14 protein-coding genes are annotated in these 15,368 nt (G+C 58.8%); 7 read left to right on the top strand and 7 right to left on the bottom strand.

The window, feature by feature from the left end; all coding sequences use genetic code 11:
- Position 1: 1 nt before the first annotated feature.
- On the bottom strand, positions 2-928 hold the full coding sequence (gene argC / locus P3T24_RS24810) for an N-acetyl-gamma-glutamyl-phosphate reductase (protein WP_429438727.1): 927 nt from the start codon (positions 926-928) through the stop codon (positions 2-4).
- Positions 929-1,055: 127 nt separating this feature from the next.
- Here argC and P3T24_RS24805 point away from each other — a divergent pair, with 127 nt between their 5' ends.
- Complete coding sequence (locus P3T24_RS24805) at positions 1,056-1,940, top strand: LysR family transcriptional regulator (protein WP_074267954.1); 885 nt, start codon at positions 1,056-1,058, stop codon at positions 1,938-1,940.
- A gap of 57 nt (positions 1,941-1,997) precedes the next feature.
- Here the strand turns inward: P3T24_RS24805 and P3T24_RS24800 are convergent, their stop codons facing one another.
- The 3 genes from P3T24_RS24800 to P3T24_RS24790 all read right to left on the bottom strand — a co-directional run bounded on the left by P3T24_RS24800 (position 1,998) and on the right by P3T24_RS24790 (position 5,637).
- On the bottom strand, positions 1,998-2,372 hold the full coding sequence (locus P3T24_RS24800; protein WP_429438724.1) for a hypothetical protein: 375 nt from the start codon (positions 2,370-2,372) through the stop codon (positions 1,998-2,000).
- A gap of 14 nt (positions 2,373-2,386) precedes the next feature.
- A complete protein-coding gene (locus tag P3T24_RS24795) occupies positions 2,387-4,102 on the bottom strand; it encodes a methyl-accepting chemotaxis protein (RefSeq protein ID WP_429438721.1) in 1,716 nt (571 codons plus the stop codon).
- Between the two features lie 383 nt (positions 4,103-4,485).
- Positions 4,486-5,637 (bottom strand): aminoacyl--tRNA ligase-related protein, encoded by a 1,152-nt coding sequence (locus P3T24_RS24790; protein WP_429438718.1) that lies wholly within the window; start codon positions 5,635-5,637, stop codon positions 4,486-4,488.
- A gap of 470 nt (positions 5,638-6,107) precedes the next feature.
- On the opposite strand from P3T24_RS24790, the gene P3T24_RS24785 reads away from it, so the two are divergent.
- Positions 6,108-6,566, top strand: coding sequence for a hypothetical protein (locus P3T24_RS24785; protein ID WP_074267957.1), 459 nt, complete (start codon positions 6,108-6,110; stop codon positions 6,564-6,566).
- 347 nt (positions 6,567-6,913) lie between these two features.
- Here the strand turns inward: P3T24_RS24785 and P3T24_RS24780 are convergent, their stop codons facing one another.
- Positions 6,914-7,816, bottom strand: a complete 903-nt coding sequence (locus tag P3T24_RS24780) for a LysR family transcriptional regulator (RefSeq protein ID WP_429438715.1) — start codon at positions 7,814-7,816, stop codon at positions 6,914-6,916.
- Positions 7,817-8,117: 301 nt separating this feature from the next.
- Here P3T24_RS24780 and P3T24_RS24775 point away from each other — a divergent pair, with 301 nt between their 5' ends.
- A complete protein-coding gene (locus P3T24_RS24775) occupies positions 8,118-9,059 on the top strand; it encodes an aromatic alcohol reductase (protein WP_429438712.1) in 942 nt (313 codons plus the stop codon).
- A 187-nt stretch (positions 9,060-9,246) separates the two neighbouring features.
- A complete protein-coding gene (locus P3T24_RS24770) occupies positions 9,247-9,603 on the top strand; it encodes a cupin domain-containing protein (RefSeq protein ID WP_429438710.1) in 357 nt (118 codons plus the stop codon).
- Between the two features lie 50 nt (positions 9,604-9,653).
- Here the strand turns inward: P3T24_RS24770 and P3T24_RS24765 are convergent, their stop codons facing one another.
- Together P3T24_RS24765 and P3T24_RS24760 are read right to left on the bottom strand one after the other, a co-directional pair.
- Positions 9,654-10,715: an isocitrate/isopropylmalate dehydrogenase family protein gene (locus tag P3T24_RS24765; RefSeq protein WP_429438707.1), complete on the bottom strand. Its 1,062-nt coding sequence runs from the start codon at positions 10,713-10,715 to the stop codon at positions 9,654-9,656.
- Positions 10,716-10,760: 45 nt separating this feature from the next.
- Complete coding sequence (locus P3T24_RS24760) at positions 10,761-12,164, bottom strand: MFS transporter (protein ID WP_429438704.1); 1,404 nt, start codon at positions 12,162-12,164, stop codon at positions 10,761-10,763.
- 163 nt (positions 12,165-12,327) lie between these two features.
- Here P3T24_RS24760 and P3T24_RS24755 point away from each other — a divergent pair, with 163 nt between their 5' ends.
- The 3 genes from P3T24_RS24755 (at position 12,328) to mtnK (ending at position 15,337) form a co-directional block, all read left to right on the top strand.
- Positions 12,328-13,257: a LysR family transcriptional regulator gene (locus tag P3T24_RS24755; RefSeq protein WP_429409882.1), complete on the top strand. Its 930-nt coding sequence runs from the start codon at positions 12,328-12,330 to the stop codon at positions 13,255-13,257.
- Between the two features lie 88 nt (positions 13,258-13,345).
- A complete protein-coding gene (locus tag P3T24_RS24750; protein WP_429409880.1) occupies positions 13,346-14,041 on the top strand; it encodes a GntR family transcriptional regulator in 696 nt (231 codons plus the stop codon).
- Between the two features lie 39 nt (positions 14,042-14,080).
- The gene (gene mtnK, locus P3T24_RS24745; protein ID WP_429438702.1) at positions 14,081-15,337 is read left to right on the top strand and encodes an S-methyl-5-thioribose kinase; all 1,257 of its coding nucleotides are present in this window, start codon (positions 14,081-14,083) and stop codon (positions 15,335-15,337) included.
- Positions 15,338-15,368: the final 31 nt, after the last annotated feature.

The following is a 15,368-nucleotide window of genomic DNA, read 5'->3' as shown; positions in this document are numbered from 1 at the left end:
ATCAATGCGCGAGCATCAGGTCTAGGTTCTGAACCGCAGCACCCGACGCCCCTTTGCCCAGATTATCGAAAACGGCGGATAGCAGCACGTGTCCGTGTTCCTGGTTGAGAAACACACTCAAGTTCATGTCGTTCGTACCGTTTAGCACTTGCGGATCGAGGTGCTTTACGGCGCGCGATTCCTCCAGCGGCGAGACGCGCACGTGGGCCATGCCGTCATAGTGGCGCGCGAGGCATGCGTGTAACGCGGCGCCGTCGACGCCAGGCGCCAGCAGCCGCAGTTCCAGGGGCACCGTCAGCACGATGCCCTGGCGAAACGCACCATACGCAGGGACGAACAAGGGCCGCTGCGTGAGCTCCGCGTGCCGCTGGATTTCCGGGGTGTGCTTGTGCGCGAGTTCCAGACCATATACCTGGTAGGCGCGCGCGTTGACGGAGCCCGGCCCCTCATGTTCCTCCACGCCAGCTCGCCCGCGTCCGGAGTAGCCGGACACCGCATGAATGCTGACCGGATAACTGCCGGGCATGAGTCCGGCTTGCAACAGAGGCCGCAGCAGACCTATCGCGCCCGTCGGATAGCAACCAGGATTGGTGACCCGGTGTGCGTTCGCGATCCGCTCCGGCTGTCCCGGGGTCATTTCCGGAAAGCCGTATGTCCAGTCCGGGTGCGTGCGGTGCGCGGAACTTGCGTCGATAACTCTGACGGCGGGATTGACGATGGCGTCTACCGCCTTGCGCGCGGCGTCGTCGGGCAGGCAGAGAATGGCAATATCACAGGCATTGATGGCCTCGGCGCGGCGCCGGGGGTCCTTGCGCTCCGCAGCGGGAAGCGTAAAGAGTCTCAGGTCGGTCCGGTCGCGCAGCCGTTCGTGAATCTGCAACCCGGTGGTGCCTTGGTCACCGTCGATGAAAACAAGGGGAGAGCTCATGCGTGAATACTCCGGTGGCTGGGCTGTAACAAAGTAGAGTGAGCCATCATTTTCTACGCGCGGCTACAATAGCAAAAGTTGAATTTCATAACGTACACATTCAGATTTACTGAATCAGGACGCCGCTATGCGAGAGATCAGCCTGGACCGTTTGCGCACCTTGGTTGCCATTGCCGACCGCGGCTCGTTTGCTGATGCGGCGCGTGCGTTGCACCTGGCGCCTCCGACCGTCAGCTTGCATATCGCAGAACTCGAAGACCGCATTGGCGCGCCGCTCCTGTCACGCAAGCGCGGAAACGTAAGGCCGTCGGCGATCGGCGAGGTGCTGGTAGAGCGCGCGCGTCGACTGCTGGCCGATACGGAGCAGGCATTGGACGATGTTCAACGCCAGGTGCAGGGCCTTGCAGGACGCGTGCGACTCGGTGCGTCGACCGGTGCAATCGCGCATCTGTTGCCGCAAGCCCTGGATGTGCTGCGGCAGGACCATCCCGCTATCGACATTCAGGTTGCGGTCCTCACTTCGCAGGAAACGCTAACCCGACTGGCGGGAGGGACACTGGATGTTGGGCTGGTCGCGCTGCCTCAGCCTCCGGCGGCTGGACTCGTGATAAAGCCATGGCGTCGCGACCCCGTCATGGCTTTCGTGCCGGCGCATTGGCGGTGTCCGGCTCGGGTCACGCCGGAATGGCTCGCTGCTCAGCCGCTTATTCTTAATGACGCCACCACGCGTCTCTCGCGATTGAGTGCGGAGTGGTTCGCGAGCGCCGGTCACCATCCTGCGCCGCGCATCCAGCTTAACTACAACGACGCGATTAAGAGTCTGGTCGCAGCGGGTTACGGCGCAGCGCTGTTGCCGCACGAGGCTAGTACTCCATTGCCCGACAGGCGCGTCGTTATGCGTCCTCTGCGCCCTGCGTTGTGGCGCCGGCTCGGCATCGCACATCGTGCAGGGTATGTCGAGCGTTCCACACAACACGTACTTGATGTGTTGTGGGATCTGCGATTGAGATAGCGGTCGTTATTTGTTGCTTCGGCTGGGTTGACCCCGTAGAAAGGCTTCGTACCCAGCCTACCGAAGCGCGTTCAAATACCGGTTGACCTCGGTCAACAGCGCCGAGCGGTACGTTTCCGGCAACGGCCGGTCGTCACTGAGAGACATCAGCTTCTCAACCCTGCCTCGGAACGACTCGGCGACACCTTCGCGCATCGCAAGGGGCAAGCGGGTCAACACGGAAGCCAGCAACCCACTGATGATTTCAAGGCGTGCGCTGTGTTGTAGCAGACTGACACCGTTTAGCGTTGACAGGGTCGCGAGTGAATCGAGCAACGTGTCGTCGCTCGCTATCGCGGACTGAGGGGCCGGTACCGGCGACGATTGCGCCGGTGAAACCAGGGCCGCCTCAACGTCTGCGTCGTCGCCCTGCATTTTGAAGAGACTGAACATGATGTATCTGCAGATCAGAATGTTTCCCAGTCGGCCTTCCCGGTATCCCCAACGGCAGCAGCGTGCCTGTCAGCCTCGGGAGCCCGGGCGGCAGCCTTCGGCTTTTGTGGCTCCGTACGACGCACGGCGGGAGCCTTGGGAGCGGGCAGGCGAGGCTTGCTTTGCGGAGTCGCGACGTGTGACGCGAATTGCCCCGTATCGGCTACCTTGAACACGGCCACGGCATCCTTCAAACTGATCGCCTGCTCTTCCAGCGATTGAGCTGCGGCGGCAGCCTGCTCGACGAGCGCCGCGTTCTGTTGCGTGACTTCGTCCATCTGGCTGACGGCCTGATTCACCTGCTCGATGCCGCGGCTTTGTTCTTCGGACGCCGCGGCGATCTCGCCGACAATATCGGAGACCTGTTTGATCGCCTGCTTGACCCGACCCATGGTGGCGCTGACTTCGGTTGCCTGCTGCGCACCCTCGTGGATCGTCGTCACGGAAGAGCTGATCAGTTCCTTGATTTCCTTGGCAGCGGCGGCCGAACGCTGAGCCAGACTGCGAACCTCGCTGGCTACGACAGCAAAGCCTCGACCCTGCTCGCCAGCACGCGCTGCTTCCACAGCAGCGTTCAGCGCGAGAATATTCGTCTGGAACGCAATCCCTTCAATCACGCCGGTGATTTCGGAAATCTTGCTGGAGTTGCTGCTAATCTCCCCGATTGTCCCGACCATGGCCTGAACCGAGTCGTTACCGGCATCGGCTATGTCCGTAGCGTGGGTGGCCAAGGCATTCGCCTGGCGGGCGTTGTCGGCGTTCTGCTTCACCGTTTCGGTCAACTGCGTCATGCTGGCCGCGGTTTCTTCCAGTGAGCTCGCCTGCTGCTCCGTGCGAGCGGAGAGATCGGTATTGCCGCTGGCAATTTCACGCGACGCCACCGTGACCGATTCAGTGGTTGCCTTGATTCCGCGCACCGTATCGCTGAGTTGCCGGTCCATTTTCTTGAGCGCATCCAGAAGTTGACCGGATTCGTCGAGCGAAACATTGACGATGTCATTGCCGAGCTTTCCTGCCGCGATGTGATTTGCGACATCAAGCGCGGTTTGCAGCGCCGTCGTTACCGAGCGGACAACCCGAATACCAACGATCATGGCCAGCAGCGATACAAGAGCCACGATCACAATAGATAAAATCCGAAGGTGACTGGCAGCCGTCTGCTCGTCAATGAGCTTTGCCTGAGCAGCGGATTGCACATGCTGTTTCATCGCGGTCAGAATGCTGAATACCTGATTGGCATTCTCTTTAACTTCAAGCCGGTTAACCTCCGCTCCGCCTTTGATGTCGCCGGCTTCGATTCGTTCGACCTGGTGTTTCATGCCGGCCTGCATGCGCTGGTAGGCACTCTGCAAATTCGCGATTACGCTGGCCTGAGTGCCGTCATCATGCGCAGCCAGTTCGTTTAGCGCCTTGTCCACTGCGGTGAAGCGGTCGTTGTTCTCCTGCTTCCAGATCGCAATAGACGCAGGATCACCAATCGCGATCATGCGCAGAATATTGATGTCGGATCGGGTAAGAAGGCCATCCACTTCGCCTATCGTCAATACGTCGCGGAAGTCTCGTTCATACATCTCGGCCGAGCGCGCGTTAGACTCGTCGAGCTTGACGAGAAAAAACACGCTTAAGCTCACCATGCTAAGCACAAGCAGGATAACCACGGACAAAAGCTTACTACTGACACTTGATTTCACAATTCACCCCGGCTCGACATTGGTCTGTAATTTATTCGTATGTCACGCGAAGGGTGAATGCTAAGTCGATTAGCGAGTCCTGATAAGGGTAATTACTGTAAGTTTTTATTGGAATTTTCGTAAGCACTTCCCTTGCTATTGTAGGGAAGATGGAGTGCCGACTCTGTTCAAGATATGGAGTCTCACGAACGATACGGGTCGATACGTCACCTACGCGCTTTCGGATTTTCGCTTCTCAGGAAGCGACCGGGGCACGCACATGCGTTGGGAATATAAGTTTCGCCCGGGGGTTTGCCCGACGGATTGTTTATCTCGCGATTCGTGCACGAGGACTTCCGCCGGTTCATGGAAGCGACGTTGGTAGCGATTCGCGGCTCGTGTTGCTAGAGCGGTCTCGCGCAAAGATCCGCGACTTCTCCCGCCGTCGCGGTTTCGCGCGCCATCGTTCGTCGGTTCATCCACTCGAAGCGGCCGGAGGCGATTGCGTTTTTGCCGATTACCACGCGTTGCCGGCACGCGATCAGCTCAGCGTCGGCGAGCTTTTTGCCAGCTTGCGCCTGGCGGTCGTCCAAGAGCACGCTCAGTCCTCTCACCTGCAGATCGCGCCGCATCGCCTCGGCTGCCTCCTGGTGCGCCTGGCGTTCCCAATCGATGACCGTCAGCACGACGTCGAAAGTATTGAACGACTCGCTGCCCCAGAATCCTCGCTCGTCGCGCTGACGGTTGAGCAGGAGCATTGCCAGACGCGAGATACCCACTCCGAAGCAGCCCATTTTGACGAACTCGCCTTTGGCGTTGACTAGTCCCATAGCCTTCGAGTAGCGGTCGCCAAGGTCGAAGATGTGGGCACACTCAAGCGATTTGCGTCCGTCGGTTTCGTCCTCGCCCAGCTCACTGAGGACGTGAAACTCCTCCGAACTTCGGCCGCCAATTTCCCCGTTGTCGGAAGACTTTATGACGACGTCCAGCTGCAGGCGGCGGAAGATGCGGATATATGCTTCGCGAACGGCCTCATACGCCTTCCGTGCGCCTTCCTCCGTAGCGTTGAATGTATAGGCGTCTTTCATGATGAACTCTTTGGCCCGCGCCAATCCGCCTCGCGTCCTTAACTCGTCGCGGTACTTGTTGCCAAACTGATAGAGGCCCACGCTCATGTCTGTCTTGTTGTAGTGAGTTTTGACCATGTTGGTGGCCAGTTCCTCGCACGTCGCACCCAGACAAAACAGACGGCCGGTCCGGTTGGTCAACCTCATCAGCTCGTCGCCGTAGACGTCTATCCGCCCGCTTTGCCGCCACAGGTCGGCATCCTGCAGAAGGCTCATCTGCATTTCGCAGAACCCGGCTCGGTCCATCTCCTCGCGCACAATGCTTTCGACGCGGCGTTGGGCTCTCAATCCCAGTGACATCCACGAGTAAAGTCCTGCAGCGTCCTGGTGGATAAGGCATGACTTGCGAGCAAGGTCGGTCAGCTCAAGCCTGTCGTTGTCTTGCTCAAAAAAGCTGTTCGAGAAAAACTGCTGTGAGAATTTCATCATGTGCTCCGGATTTAAATTCAGCGAAAAAATAGGTCTGAAAATAAAAAACGCCCGCAGGGGGCGTCCGGATCGTTCAGTCTCACGCAAGGCGCAGGCGACTAGCCTTTCTTGTGCGCATTTTGAGGTCGCGAGCAAACTCCGGCCGCTACTGCGGGCACCGGAGGTCGTTGCGGAAGGTTCCTCAAAAATTCCATGATGTCTTGTTTCTGTCCAAAAACCGAGGATTGGTCGCGTTGATACGGTTAAGGTGGGGCGCCGGTTGGCATCCTCTTCTCGGTGAATATTACTTTGCCTGAAACGCGGCGTCGCCGCAACCCCGGTCCTCCCGTGGCAAGGCCGAGCGTTGCGCACCCCCATTGCAGGCAGGGGTGGCTTGACTAGGCCTAGCCCTGAGTTGCCTGAAAAGTCCTGCCGAAACGCCGAATGATGGTTACACTTGACAACGTTTATTCATGTGCCAGGAGACTTCTATGAGCAAGCGTACCCTTGTATCGACTGCCGCCACGTTGCTGTGCGTGGGTGCCCTGACTGGTTTGACCGCCACCTCGGCTCAGGCAGCCGGTGCACCGGTGAAGTGCCATCTGACCTTCAGCATGTCTGGATGGTCGGCGATTTACCAACATGCCGAAGGGCGCGGCAGAGTAACTTGCGATAATGGGCAAAAGGCCGCTGTCACAATTAGCGTGCACGGCGGTGGCCTGACGGCCGGCAAGTTCCACGTCACCGGCCACGGCGATATCAGCAATGTCTATAGCATCCGGGATGTGTACGGCAGCTATGCGCAGGCCGGTGCTTCGGCCGGCGTGGGGAATAGCGGTACTGCCCAGGTGCTGACGAAGGGAACGACGTCGATGGCGTTGAGCGGCAGCGGGGAGGGTGTGGACCTTGGTGTCGCGGTCGATGCCTTCAAGATTGAACCGGTCAGATGAAATCGATTTGAACACAGCGGATGATTGCTACAGATGTAGCATCGTCCGCTGTGTAATGGCCGCTCGCCTTGAATGCGGTTGTGGGAGACGATGAAATGCGCGTACTGATCGTCGATGATCACGAGCTCTTCAGAGCCGGATTGGCGCTTCTCCTCAGGGAGCTCTTCCCGAACATCGAGTTGCTGCACGCGAGCAAGTGATGCGTGAACTGGAAGATTCTCAGAAAAATGGCCAGGCAGCGCAGATGCGTGAACTTTACCAAGGCGGCGACTAACGAGGCATCGCAGGGCAGAAGGGCGTTTCGACCGTCCGAACACCCGTTTCCTGATAGTGCTTCGGACTACACGTCATTGAAACGAAGCTGTCGTCGCGATCTCGACGATCCAATCGACAAATGCCTTGATCGCGGCGCTTGCATTCCGGCCAAGTGGATAGACAATGGAAATCGGTACTGGCGTGCATCGCACGTCAGCCAGCACTTCCTTGAGCCGTCCGGTTTGCAGGTAGGGAGATGCTGCGAATCGTGATATCTGGATCAGCCCCAGGCCTTCCAGACCGCATTGCAAATAGGCTTCCGTTTCGTTGATGGAAAAACGGCTTTGCAGCGTGATCGCAAGATCTTCACCGTCGACCTTGAAGCGCCAGTCAAGCGGACGGCCGGTCGCATTCGATATGTAATTGACCACGCGGTGAGCGCCTAGGGCGTTCACCGAATCGGGCTCGCCATGCTCCCTGAGATAGCCGGGCGACGCGCAGGTCAGCCAACCTAGTTGCCCAAGCCGACGCGCTACCAGTGTCGAGTCCGTCAGTTCGCCAGTGCGGATGACGCAATCAATGCCGTCGTAGATCAGGTCCGCGGGTCGGTCGCTGAGCCCTAGCACCAGTTCGATGTCCGGAAAGCGCTTCTCGAACTCGGGCAGCCTCGGCAAGACGATCGCCCGGGCGATCAGCCCCGGCATACCTGCCCGCACGCGCCCGCGCGGGGTCATCGCTTCAGAGGAGAGGTCGATCTCCGCTTTCGCAATGTCGGACAGAATGGCCTGGCACGATGCGAAGTAACGCGCGCCCGCATCGGTCAGGCTGAGCGTTCGGGTACTGCGCCTGAGCAGCGGCGTGCCAAGATGAGTCTCCAGATTCTTGATGACTGTCGTGACGGACGATCGAGGCATCGACAACGTCTCCGCTGCCTTGCTGAAGCTCTGTGCCTCGACGACGCGTACAAAGGTGGTCATTGCCAGAAGTTTGTCCATACGTGGTCTGCGTTGGGTCTGGTCGTCAGCAGAGCGCGACCGGCAGCTCGAGGGACACCCATCATACCGTCACCGCCGGACGTTCCCGCCCAATGAGTCTGTCCGGCTTGCGAGTAGAGCCGGCTGATTCGCCGCGGATGCTTTCTGTATTCCGCCACGGCGAACAATGCGGCGCCTGTGCGCCCCTACACTCCTGATCATTCGACGGCCCGACTCTCCAGTCAGCACGAAGCGAGTGCTACGTAGTCCGGTCGCGAACTCCGCTTCTACTCAACTCCATTTCTTCAAAGAGGTAACGCATATGTTGCACGACAACGGCATTCTCGTTCTAGGCGCTGGCGAGCTCGGCATGGCTGTAGTGCGCACACTGGTGCGCCGAACGGCGCCTGCCGCCATCCCCGTGGCAGTGCTACTCCGTCCGGCGACCATCCAGTCTGCGGACCCCGTCAAACAGAAGGACGCGGCAGAGCTACGCTCGTTAGGCGTCGAAATCGTTCCAGGAGATCTTTCGGACCAATCGGGCACTGAGCTCGCGACCATTTTCCGACGGTTCGATACCGTCATTTCATGCACCGGGTTTGTCGGCGGTCCGGGTGTACAACTCAAGCTCGCCCGAGCCGCGCTGGATGCCGGAGTCAAACGGTATTTCCCCTGGCAATTCGGCGTCGACTATGAGGTGATCGGTAGAGGAAGCGCGCAGGATCTGTTCGACGAACAACTCGACGTGCGCGATCTTCTCCGCTCGCAAGTGCAGACCGAATGGGTCATTGTCTCGACCGGTATGTTTACGAGTTTCCTGTTCGAACCAGCGTTCGGTGTTGTGGATCTGGCCCGGAACACTGTGAACGCATTGGGCGGTTGGGACAACGCGGTGACGGTGACGACGGCGGAGGACATCGGCGCGCTGACCACGGAGATTGTGTTCTCGGAGCCGAGAATTGCCAACCAGGTGGTGTACATCGCGGGCGACACAGTGACTTACCGGCAACTGGCGGACACGATCGACAGACTGATGGGCACGGAAGTCCTTCGCAGTGCCTGGAGCGTGGATGAACTGAAGCGGAAACTGGTCCAGGAACCTGATGATTCTCTGCGGAAGTATCGTGTTGTTTTTGCGGAAGGGCGTGGTGTAGCGTGGGATCAGCAAAGCACGTTCAACGCGCAACGGGGTATCGCGGTCAGCGGGCTCGAGGAGTGGATGCGAAGCAACGCCGTGATAAGCGAAGCTGCAAGGTCTACCTGATCATTCCGCCATCATTGAGCCGAACCCAACCGGTTTGGTTCTGCCGTGACCGGTCAATTCCGCTCACATACTCACGAGAATTTTTGGCTTGGAGAACGCTTCAACCGCGGGCTATGCTGGGACGATGGAAAGCGCGGCGCGCCTGCGCCGTGCAGTGTTAGTCCAACGGCGCTCCACGGGAGACGACATGATCCAGCCGATCGACATTGGTGCGCTCGCGGGTGGCACACTTCAGGGCTACTCGAATCGGGTTCTGACCAGCGTGAACGACCACGATGTTCATTTGAGCGTCATGGACGGCCCATATTTCTGGCACCTGCATCCCGACTCTGACGAAACATTCCTCGTCATTGAAGGTGTGCTCACCATTGATTTCGACGATGGATCGGTCGACGTCCAATCCGGCCAGCTGCTCACTGTGCCGGCGGGTATGCGTCATCGGACGCGACCCCACGGCGCACGCTCGGTTAACCTGACGGTTGAAAAGGCCAACGCGACGATGATCAGGTGCGAAGCACCATCGGGTTGGCCGCGATCGTCTTGAGTGAATCGACGGGTACTTGCGGCCAAACCTCGAAGCCCCTTCCGCACCGATTAGTTTTGCCCAATGGCCCGCACAATAGCGTCACCCATCTCATGAGTCTTACTGGTCCCACCCAGATCAGCCGTAAGCGAACGCTTCTCACGCATAACGGTGCCCACCGCTTTCTCGATCAGCACAGCGGCTTCGCGTGCTTTGGCGACGTCATGCTTGCGCCCGAGCCAATCAAGCAGCATCTGCCCGGACATAACCATCGCGTACGGATTTGCAATGCCGCGACCAGCAATGTCGGGGGCCGACCCATGCGTGGCCTGAGCCATCGCATGCCGCGGCCCAGCTGAAAGCCCCGGCGCCAAACCGAGACCTCCAACAAGTCCCGCTGCCTCATCGCTAAGAATGTCGCCAAACATATTGGTGGTGACGATTACATCGTATTTCTGCGGCGTCATCACGAGACGCATCGCGAACGTATCGACAATCGCTTCGTTCATGACCACATCCGGATACTCAGCCGCGATACGCTTGGCCTCCTCAACAAACATGCCGCAGCCGAGCTTGAAAACCGTATCCTTATGAACCACGGTGACCTGTTTGCGTCTCGATCGTGCCAGCTTGAACGCCTCGTGCAACACCTTCGACGACCCGGCGCGGGTGATCACGCGCACCGAAATGGTTACGTCATGAGTAGGCCGGAATTCCCCGCACCCGGCCACAACATTGCGGTCTGGCTGAAACCCCTCATTGTTCTCCCGCACGATGACTAGATCGACGTTCTGATGCAGCGACTCAATGCCGGCATACGAAAGCGAAGGGCGGATATTCGCAAACAGATCGAAGTGTTTGCGCAAGATCGGATGCGGATTGACTGCCTCAGGCACTTTCGGATAAGCCATATGTCCGATGGGTCCGAGCACCCACCCGTCGAGCGATTCCAGTTTTTCCAGAGTGCCGGGAGGCAACGTATGGCCGAGCGTGTCGTACGCCTTGCGGCCAATCGGAACGGGATGCCAGTCGATCTCAAGACCGGTCGCCTCAGCAGCCGCTCGCATCACTTTAACCGTCTCGGGCACGACCTCGTGACCAATATCGTCGCCTTCCAGAATACCTATTTTCATACCGCTTTCTCCGTTCAAATGAGGATGTCTAATGATCGATACGATTCATGGCGAAAGCTCTTCAAGGCTGCGGCCGTTAGTCGGCGGACCGAACCCGCCGATACCAATGATGATCGCTGCCATCGCAAGGCCAATCATGAGGAACACGCCACGTTGACCATAACTGGCCATCAGATCGCCCACCCAGTAGCCGACGAAAACCGAACTGACGCGGCTCCAGCAAAAGGTGAAACCAATGGCGCGGGCACGAATGCGCGTAGGGAAGAGTTCCGCCGCATAGGGGTGAAAGATGGCAATCATCCAGTTGTTGCCAAGCGCGATCAGTCCACCCGTGCAGACAATCAGCGGCACGTTGTGGCCCGTGGCAAACAACGTTCCCGCCACGCCGATCAGACAGGCGCATAAAACGAGCTGCCACTTGCGCTCGATACGTTCGGAAAAATAGCTGCCTACGGCAGCGCCAACCGGCGCCATCAGCACGATCGCGAGCGAATAGTTGAGCGAGTGGACGATCGAAAATCCGTGATGCATGAGCAGCACCGGCACGAATGCGGTAAAGCCGAACACCGCAATGGTCTGCGAGAACTGGAACAGCGACACGATGATCGTGCGCGGCAGATAGAAGCGGCTGAAGATTTCTCTCCATCGCCCTTTTTCGATAATCGGATCCGGCACGCTCAGATCGGGCGCGGATAAAGGCGCGCCACGCTCGCTTTCCACAGCCTGTTCGATCTCACGTACCACACGGTCCGCCTCTTCCACCCGGCCGTGGACTTCAAGCCAGCGCGGCGATTCCGGCAAACCGCGTTGCAGCAGGAAAACAATCAGGCCGCTAGCCGAGCCGATCATCACGACGATCCGCCAGCCAGCGATTCCGAACGGATCGAGCGGCACGAGGATCGCAGCAAGCAAGGCCGCCACTGGAATGGCCGACAGCACGAAGATGTACGAAGTCGTCATGTAGCGGCCGCGGCTCGCCCGGGGAGTCAGCTCCGTGACGTAACAATCGTTGTTCACGAGTTGCATGCCGACGGCAAAGCCGGCTATGAAGCGCGCCAGATCGATCAGCAACGGATCGCTGAGGACGGCCACCGCAAACTGCGAAGCCGAGTAGACCATCATCGAATATACGAACACCGCGCGCCGTCCAAAACGGTCGGACACCGCGCCGAAAGCAGCAGTACTAAGAAACATGCCGATAAAGAACGAAGCGAGAAAGCTGGCAAAGCTATGAACATCCAGCAAGCCCTTGTTGGCGATCGTATAGATGCCGGAGCGCACCAGACCCAACGAAATAAAGCCCGGCATAAACAGTTCGAAGAATTCGAACCAGCCGCCCGCAGCAATTCGCGCGACGATCTTCATCAGATGACGCGACCTCGGCAACCGGTCGATTCTCGCCATGATCGCGTAGTTACTTCGCAGCGCTGACGGCAAGCTGAGTTCCATGTTTGTCTCCGTCTTTATAGTGGCTTTGCGCATCATTAGGCGCGCCGTGCAGCACTTTGTTGCGACGCCGTATTCATCGCCGCTGCATCAATGCATTCTTGGCGCCTCATTGCGATCTTGCAATACCATAATGGCTCACTTCTTTATTTACCTGAGGTTAGGAATGCTGGAGCGAGCGGACCTGATGCTGGTGCTGGCGGTGCGGGAAACGGGCAGTCTGATCGGCGCGGCGCGGCGTTTGGGGGTGAGCGGCGCAGCCATCACCAAGCGGCTTGCGCAGATTGAAGCTCAACTGGCCGTGCGTCTCTTCAGGAGGACCACCCGTAGCGTCGTGCCCACGCCTGAAGGCGATCTCTATTGCGAGCAGGCCATGCAACTGGTTGCAGGGTTTGAAAGCCTTGAGGCCCGCATTGCGGATTTCAGCACCACGCCGGTAGGTCTGATCAAGCTGGCGTGTAACGTCGGCTTTGGTCGACAGTGGATGGCACCGGTCATCGACGCATTTTCGCGCCTGTATCCATCCGTTCGGATCGAACTGCATCTCCGGAACACGTTGCCCGATCTCCAGGCGGAGGGTTTCGATGCTGCGGTGTGGCTGTGGCGCCCCCTGTCCACGCAATGGATCATCCACACTCTGGCGCAGAACAACCGTGTGATTGTCGCGGCGCCCGACTATCTGCAGCGTGCGGGCATGCCGCAGACGCCCGCTGATCTTTCGCGCCATACGTGCCTGTTGATGCTCGAGCGCGACATGCCATCGTACGTGTGGCGCCTGAATCGTGTATCGCCGCCGGGCGTCGAGGAATCGACCATCGACGTACGCGTTTCGGGCCCGCTTTCCAGCAACAACGGCGAGGCGTTGCGTGACTGGGCAATGAGTGGGGCAGGCATCGCGCTTCGTCCGTACTGGGATGTCTACGCGCACATTCAGAGCGGGAGCCTGACTCACGTGTTGCGTGACTACGCAAAGCTGGACTCCGACGTTCAGTGGATTGCGCCGTACCGGCCGCATTTGCCGGAACGGGTCAGACTGCTCAAGGAGTTCATTGAAGGCCGGCTCGCTGACGCGCCCTGGCTGCATCAGCCAGGGTAAATCCTGAGAAAAACATCAGACGTCTGATGTATTCTTTAAAAAAGAACAACGGATGGGCCTGCGTATGCGCCTGAGCGTAGAACGATCGATGAGCGACAAGATTCAGGACTCGCTTCTTGCGATGATTCGCGAGAAGGGCCTGAAACCGGGCGATCAGATTCCTACGGAGATCGAGCTTTGCGAATTGCTGGGCGTGGGACGCTCGAGCTTGCGTGAAGCCGTGGCGCAGATGATCTCGCACGGGCTGCTTTCGCGTGTGCAGGGTCGAGGTACCTTCATCAGACAAGTTTCGTTGAAATTGCAGGGCGGTCTCGATGATCTGATGTCTGTGACCGATATGATCAAGAGCGTCGGCGCGGTGCCGTCCACCAGTCGTCTGCAGATTGAGCACATCGAGGCATCGGAAAGTCTGGCCGAAAAGCTGGGACTGAAAGCGGGTGATCCATGTGTACGGATCGAGCGGGTCAGAAGGGCTGATGATGCCGTGGCGGCGTACTGCATCGACATCGTCCCGAAGCAGGTGTTCGATGCCGCGAACGGCGAGCTAGGCGAATCGCTGTTTGCCATGTTCTACCGTACCGGGAGGCGACTCTCGCATACGCATTCATCGATCCAGCCGACCATCCTGACACCGCGCGATCTGCCCGAACTGGGCGACGGCTTTGGGTTGTTCCTGTTGCTGGACGAAGTGGATTTTGATCAAAGCGGCGACCCGCTTTGCTATAGCAACGACTATTACAACACGAGCATCTTCAAGTTCGACCTGGTACGCAAGCGTCACTGATAGCGGGCGCGCGGTTGGGTCGATCGCGGAGGAGGCACTATGGAATTTGAGGCGTTGAATGCGTCCGAGCTGTCGGCGTATCTGCGAGGCATTCCTGTTGTACACAAGCTGCTCGGCGAGCCGGCTGAGCTGGATATTGCCGAAGTCGGCGACGGCAATCTGAACTACGTCTACTTCGCGAGCAATGCGAGGACGCCGGCAAAGAGCGTGGTGGTCAAGCAGGCCCCGCCGTTTCTACGGCTTGTAGGCAAGACCTGGCCGCTCACGCGCGAGCGGCTCGAGCGCGAGGTTGCAGCTCTCCGGCGCTTCGGTGCGCTATGCCCGGAGCACGTGCCGAAGGTCTACCATGCCGACAGCGAGCTCTTCCTGATGGTGATGCAGCGACTGTCGTCGCATTGCATTCTGCGCCAGGGGTTAATGAATGGCGTGCTGTATCCAAAGCTCGCCGACCATCTCTCCACGTTTCTCGCCAATACGCTGTTTTTCGGCTCGGATCTTTTTCTCGCGCCCGACATCAAGAAGCAGGCCATGGCCGCTGCGGTCAATAGCGAACTATGCAGGATCACTGAAGATCTCGTATTTACGTATCCGTTCGAGGACCATTCTTCGAACGTCTATAGCGCGGCGTTGCCACGCGCGGCCATTGACCGGTTGCGGCACACGCCCGAATTGCGCACCGCGGTTGGCGAGATGAAGTGGGCATTCATGAACCATGCCGAGACGCTGATTCACGGCGACCTGCACACCGGTTCGATCATGGTCAATGAAGACGAGACCTACGTGATCGATCCCGAGTTCGCTTTCTACGGACCTATGGCGTTTGACGTCGGCGCGATCATTGCCAACCTGCTGCTGGCCTATTTCTCGCGCGACTGGCATGGCCGCGTCAACGGCGCATCGCCGGAACCGTATCAGGCGTGGTTGCTCGATCAGGTGCGCGACATCTGGTCAGGTTTCTCGGCAAAATTTCAGGCGCTTTGGCGCGATCACGAAGGGCGCAGCAAGACGCATTTCATCGGCAACGACCCGAGTCGCGTATGCGCCGATGCGTTCAGGGCGCGCTTCATGCAACAACTCTTTGCGGACACGCTCGGCTTTGCAGGATGCAAGATGATCCGGCGCATTGTCGGCATGGCAAAAGTGGCAGAGATCACGCGTATTCCTGATGATATTGCCCGCGCCGCGATCGAAGTGCGTTGCCTGCAGTGTGCGGAAACGCTGCTAATCCAACGCGCCTCGCTGACAGGTGTAGAAGACGTCATTGGTCTTGCGCGGGAGATTGGATCTGCCTCATGACCCGCACCCATTCCCTTTCAACCCGTGATGC

Origin of the sequence: Paraburkholderia sp. GAS33 (assembly GCF_050436645.1) — a bacterium.
Taxonomy (GTDB): Bacteria; Pseudomonadota; Gammaproteobacteria; order Burkholderiales; family Burkholderiaceae; genus Paraburkholderia; species Paraburkholderia phenazinium_B.
The sequence above is the reverse complement of the archived record's forward strand: the minus strand, read 5'-3'. Positions and strand labels throughout refer to the sequence as shown.

Coding starts and splice junctions, on each gene's coding strand:
- P3T24_RS24770 (WP_429438710.1), top strand. CDS start 9,247: ATGATCCAGCCGATCGACATTGGTGCGCTCGCGGGTGGCACACTTCAG.
- argC (WP_429438727.1), bottom strand. CDS start 928: ATGAGCTCTCCCCTTGTTTTCATCGACGGTGACCAAGGCACCACCGGG.
- P3T24_RS24755 (WP_429409882.1), top strand. CDS start 12,328: ATGCTGGAGCGAGCGGACCTGATGCTGGTGCTGGCGGTGCGGGAAACG.
- mtnK (WP_429438702.1), top strand. CDS start 14,081: ATGGAATTTGAGGCGTTGAATGCGTCCGAGCTGTCGGCGTATCTGCGA.
- P3T24_RS24790 (WP_429438718.1), bottom strand. CDS start 5,637: ATGATGAAATTCTCACAGCAGTTTTTCTCGAACAGCTTTTTTGAGCAA.
- P3T24_RS24765 (WP_429438707.1), bottom strand. CDS start 10,715: ATGAAAATAGGTATTCTGGAAGGCGACGATATTGGTCACGAGGTCGTG.
- P3T24_RS24760 (WP_429438704.1), bottom strand. CDS start 12,164: ATGGAACTCAGCTTGCCGTCAGCGCTGCGAAGTAACTACGCGATCATG.
- P3T24_RS24785 (WP_074267957.1), top strand. CDS start 6,108: ATGAGCAAGCGTACCCTTGTATCGACTGCCGCCACGTTGCTGTGCGTG.
- P3T24_RS24800 (WP_429438724.1), bottom strand. CDS start 2,372: ATGTTCAGTCTCTTCAAAATGCAGGGCGACGACGCAGACGTTGAGGCG.
- P3T24_RS24750 (WP_429409880.1), top strand. CDS start 13,346: ATGAGCGACAAGATTCAGGACTCGCTTCTTGCGATGATTCGCGAGAAG.
- P3T24_RS24805 (WP_074267954.1), top strand. CDS start 1,056: ATGCGAGAGATCAGCCTGGACCGTTTGCGCACCTTGGTTGCCATTGCC.
- P3T24_RS24775 (WP_429438712.1), top strand. CDS start 8,118: ATGTTGCACGACAACGGCATTCTCGTTCTAGGCGCTGGCGAGCTCGGC.
- P3T24_RS24780 (WP_429438715.1), bottom strand. CDS start 7,816: ATGGACAAACTTCTGGCAATGACCACCTTTGTACGCGTCGTCGAGGCA.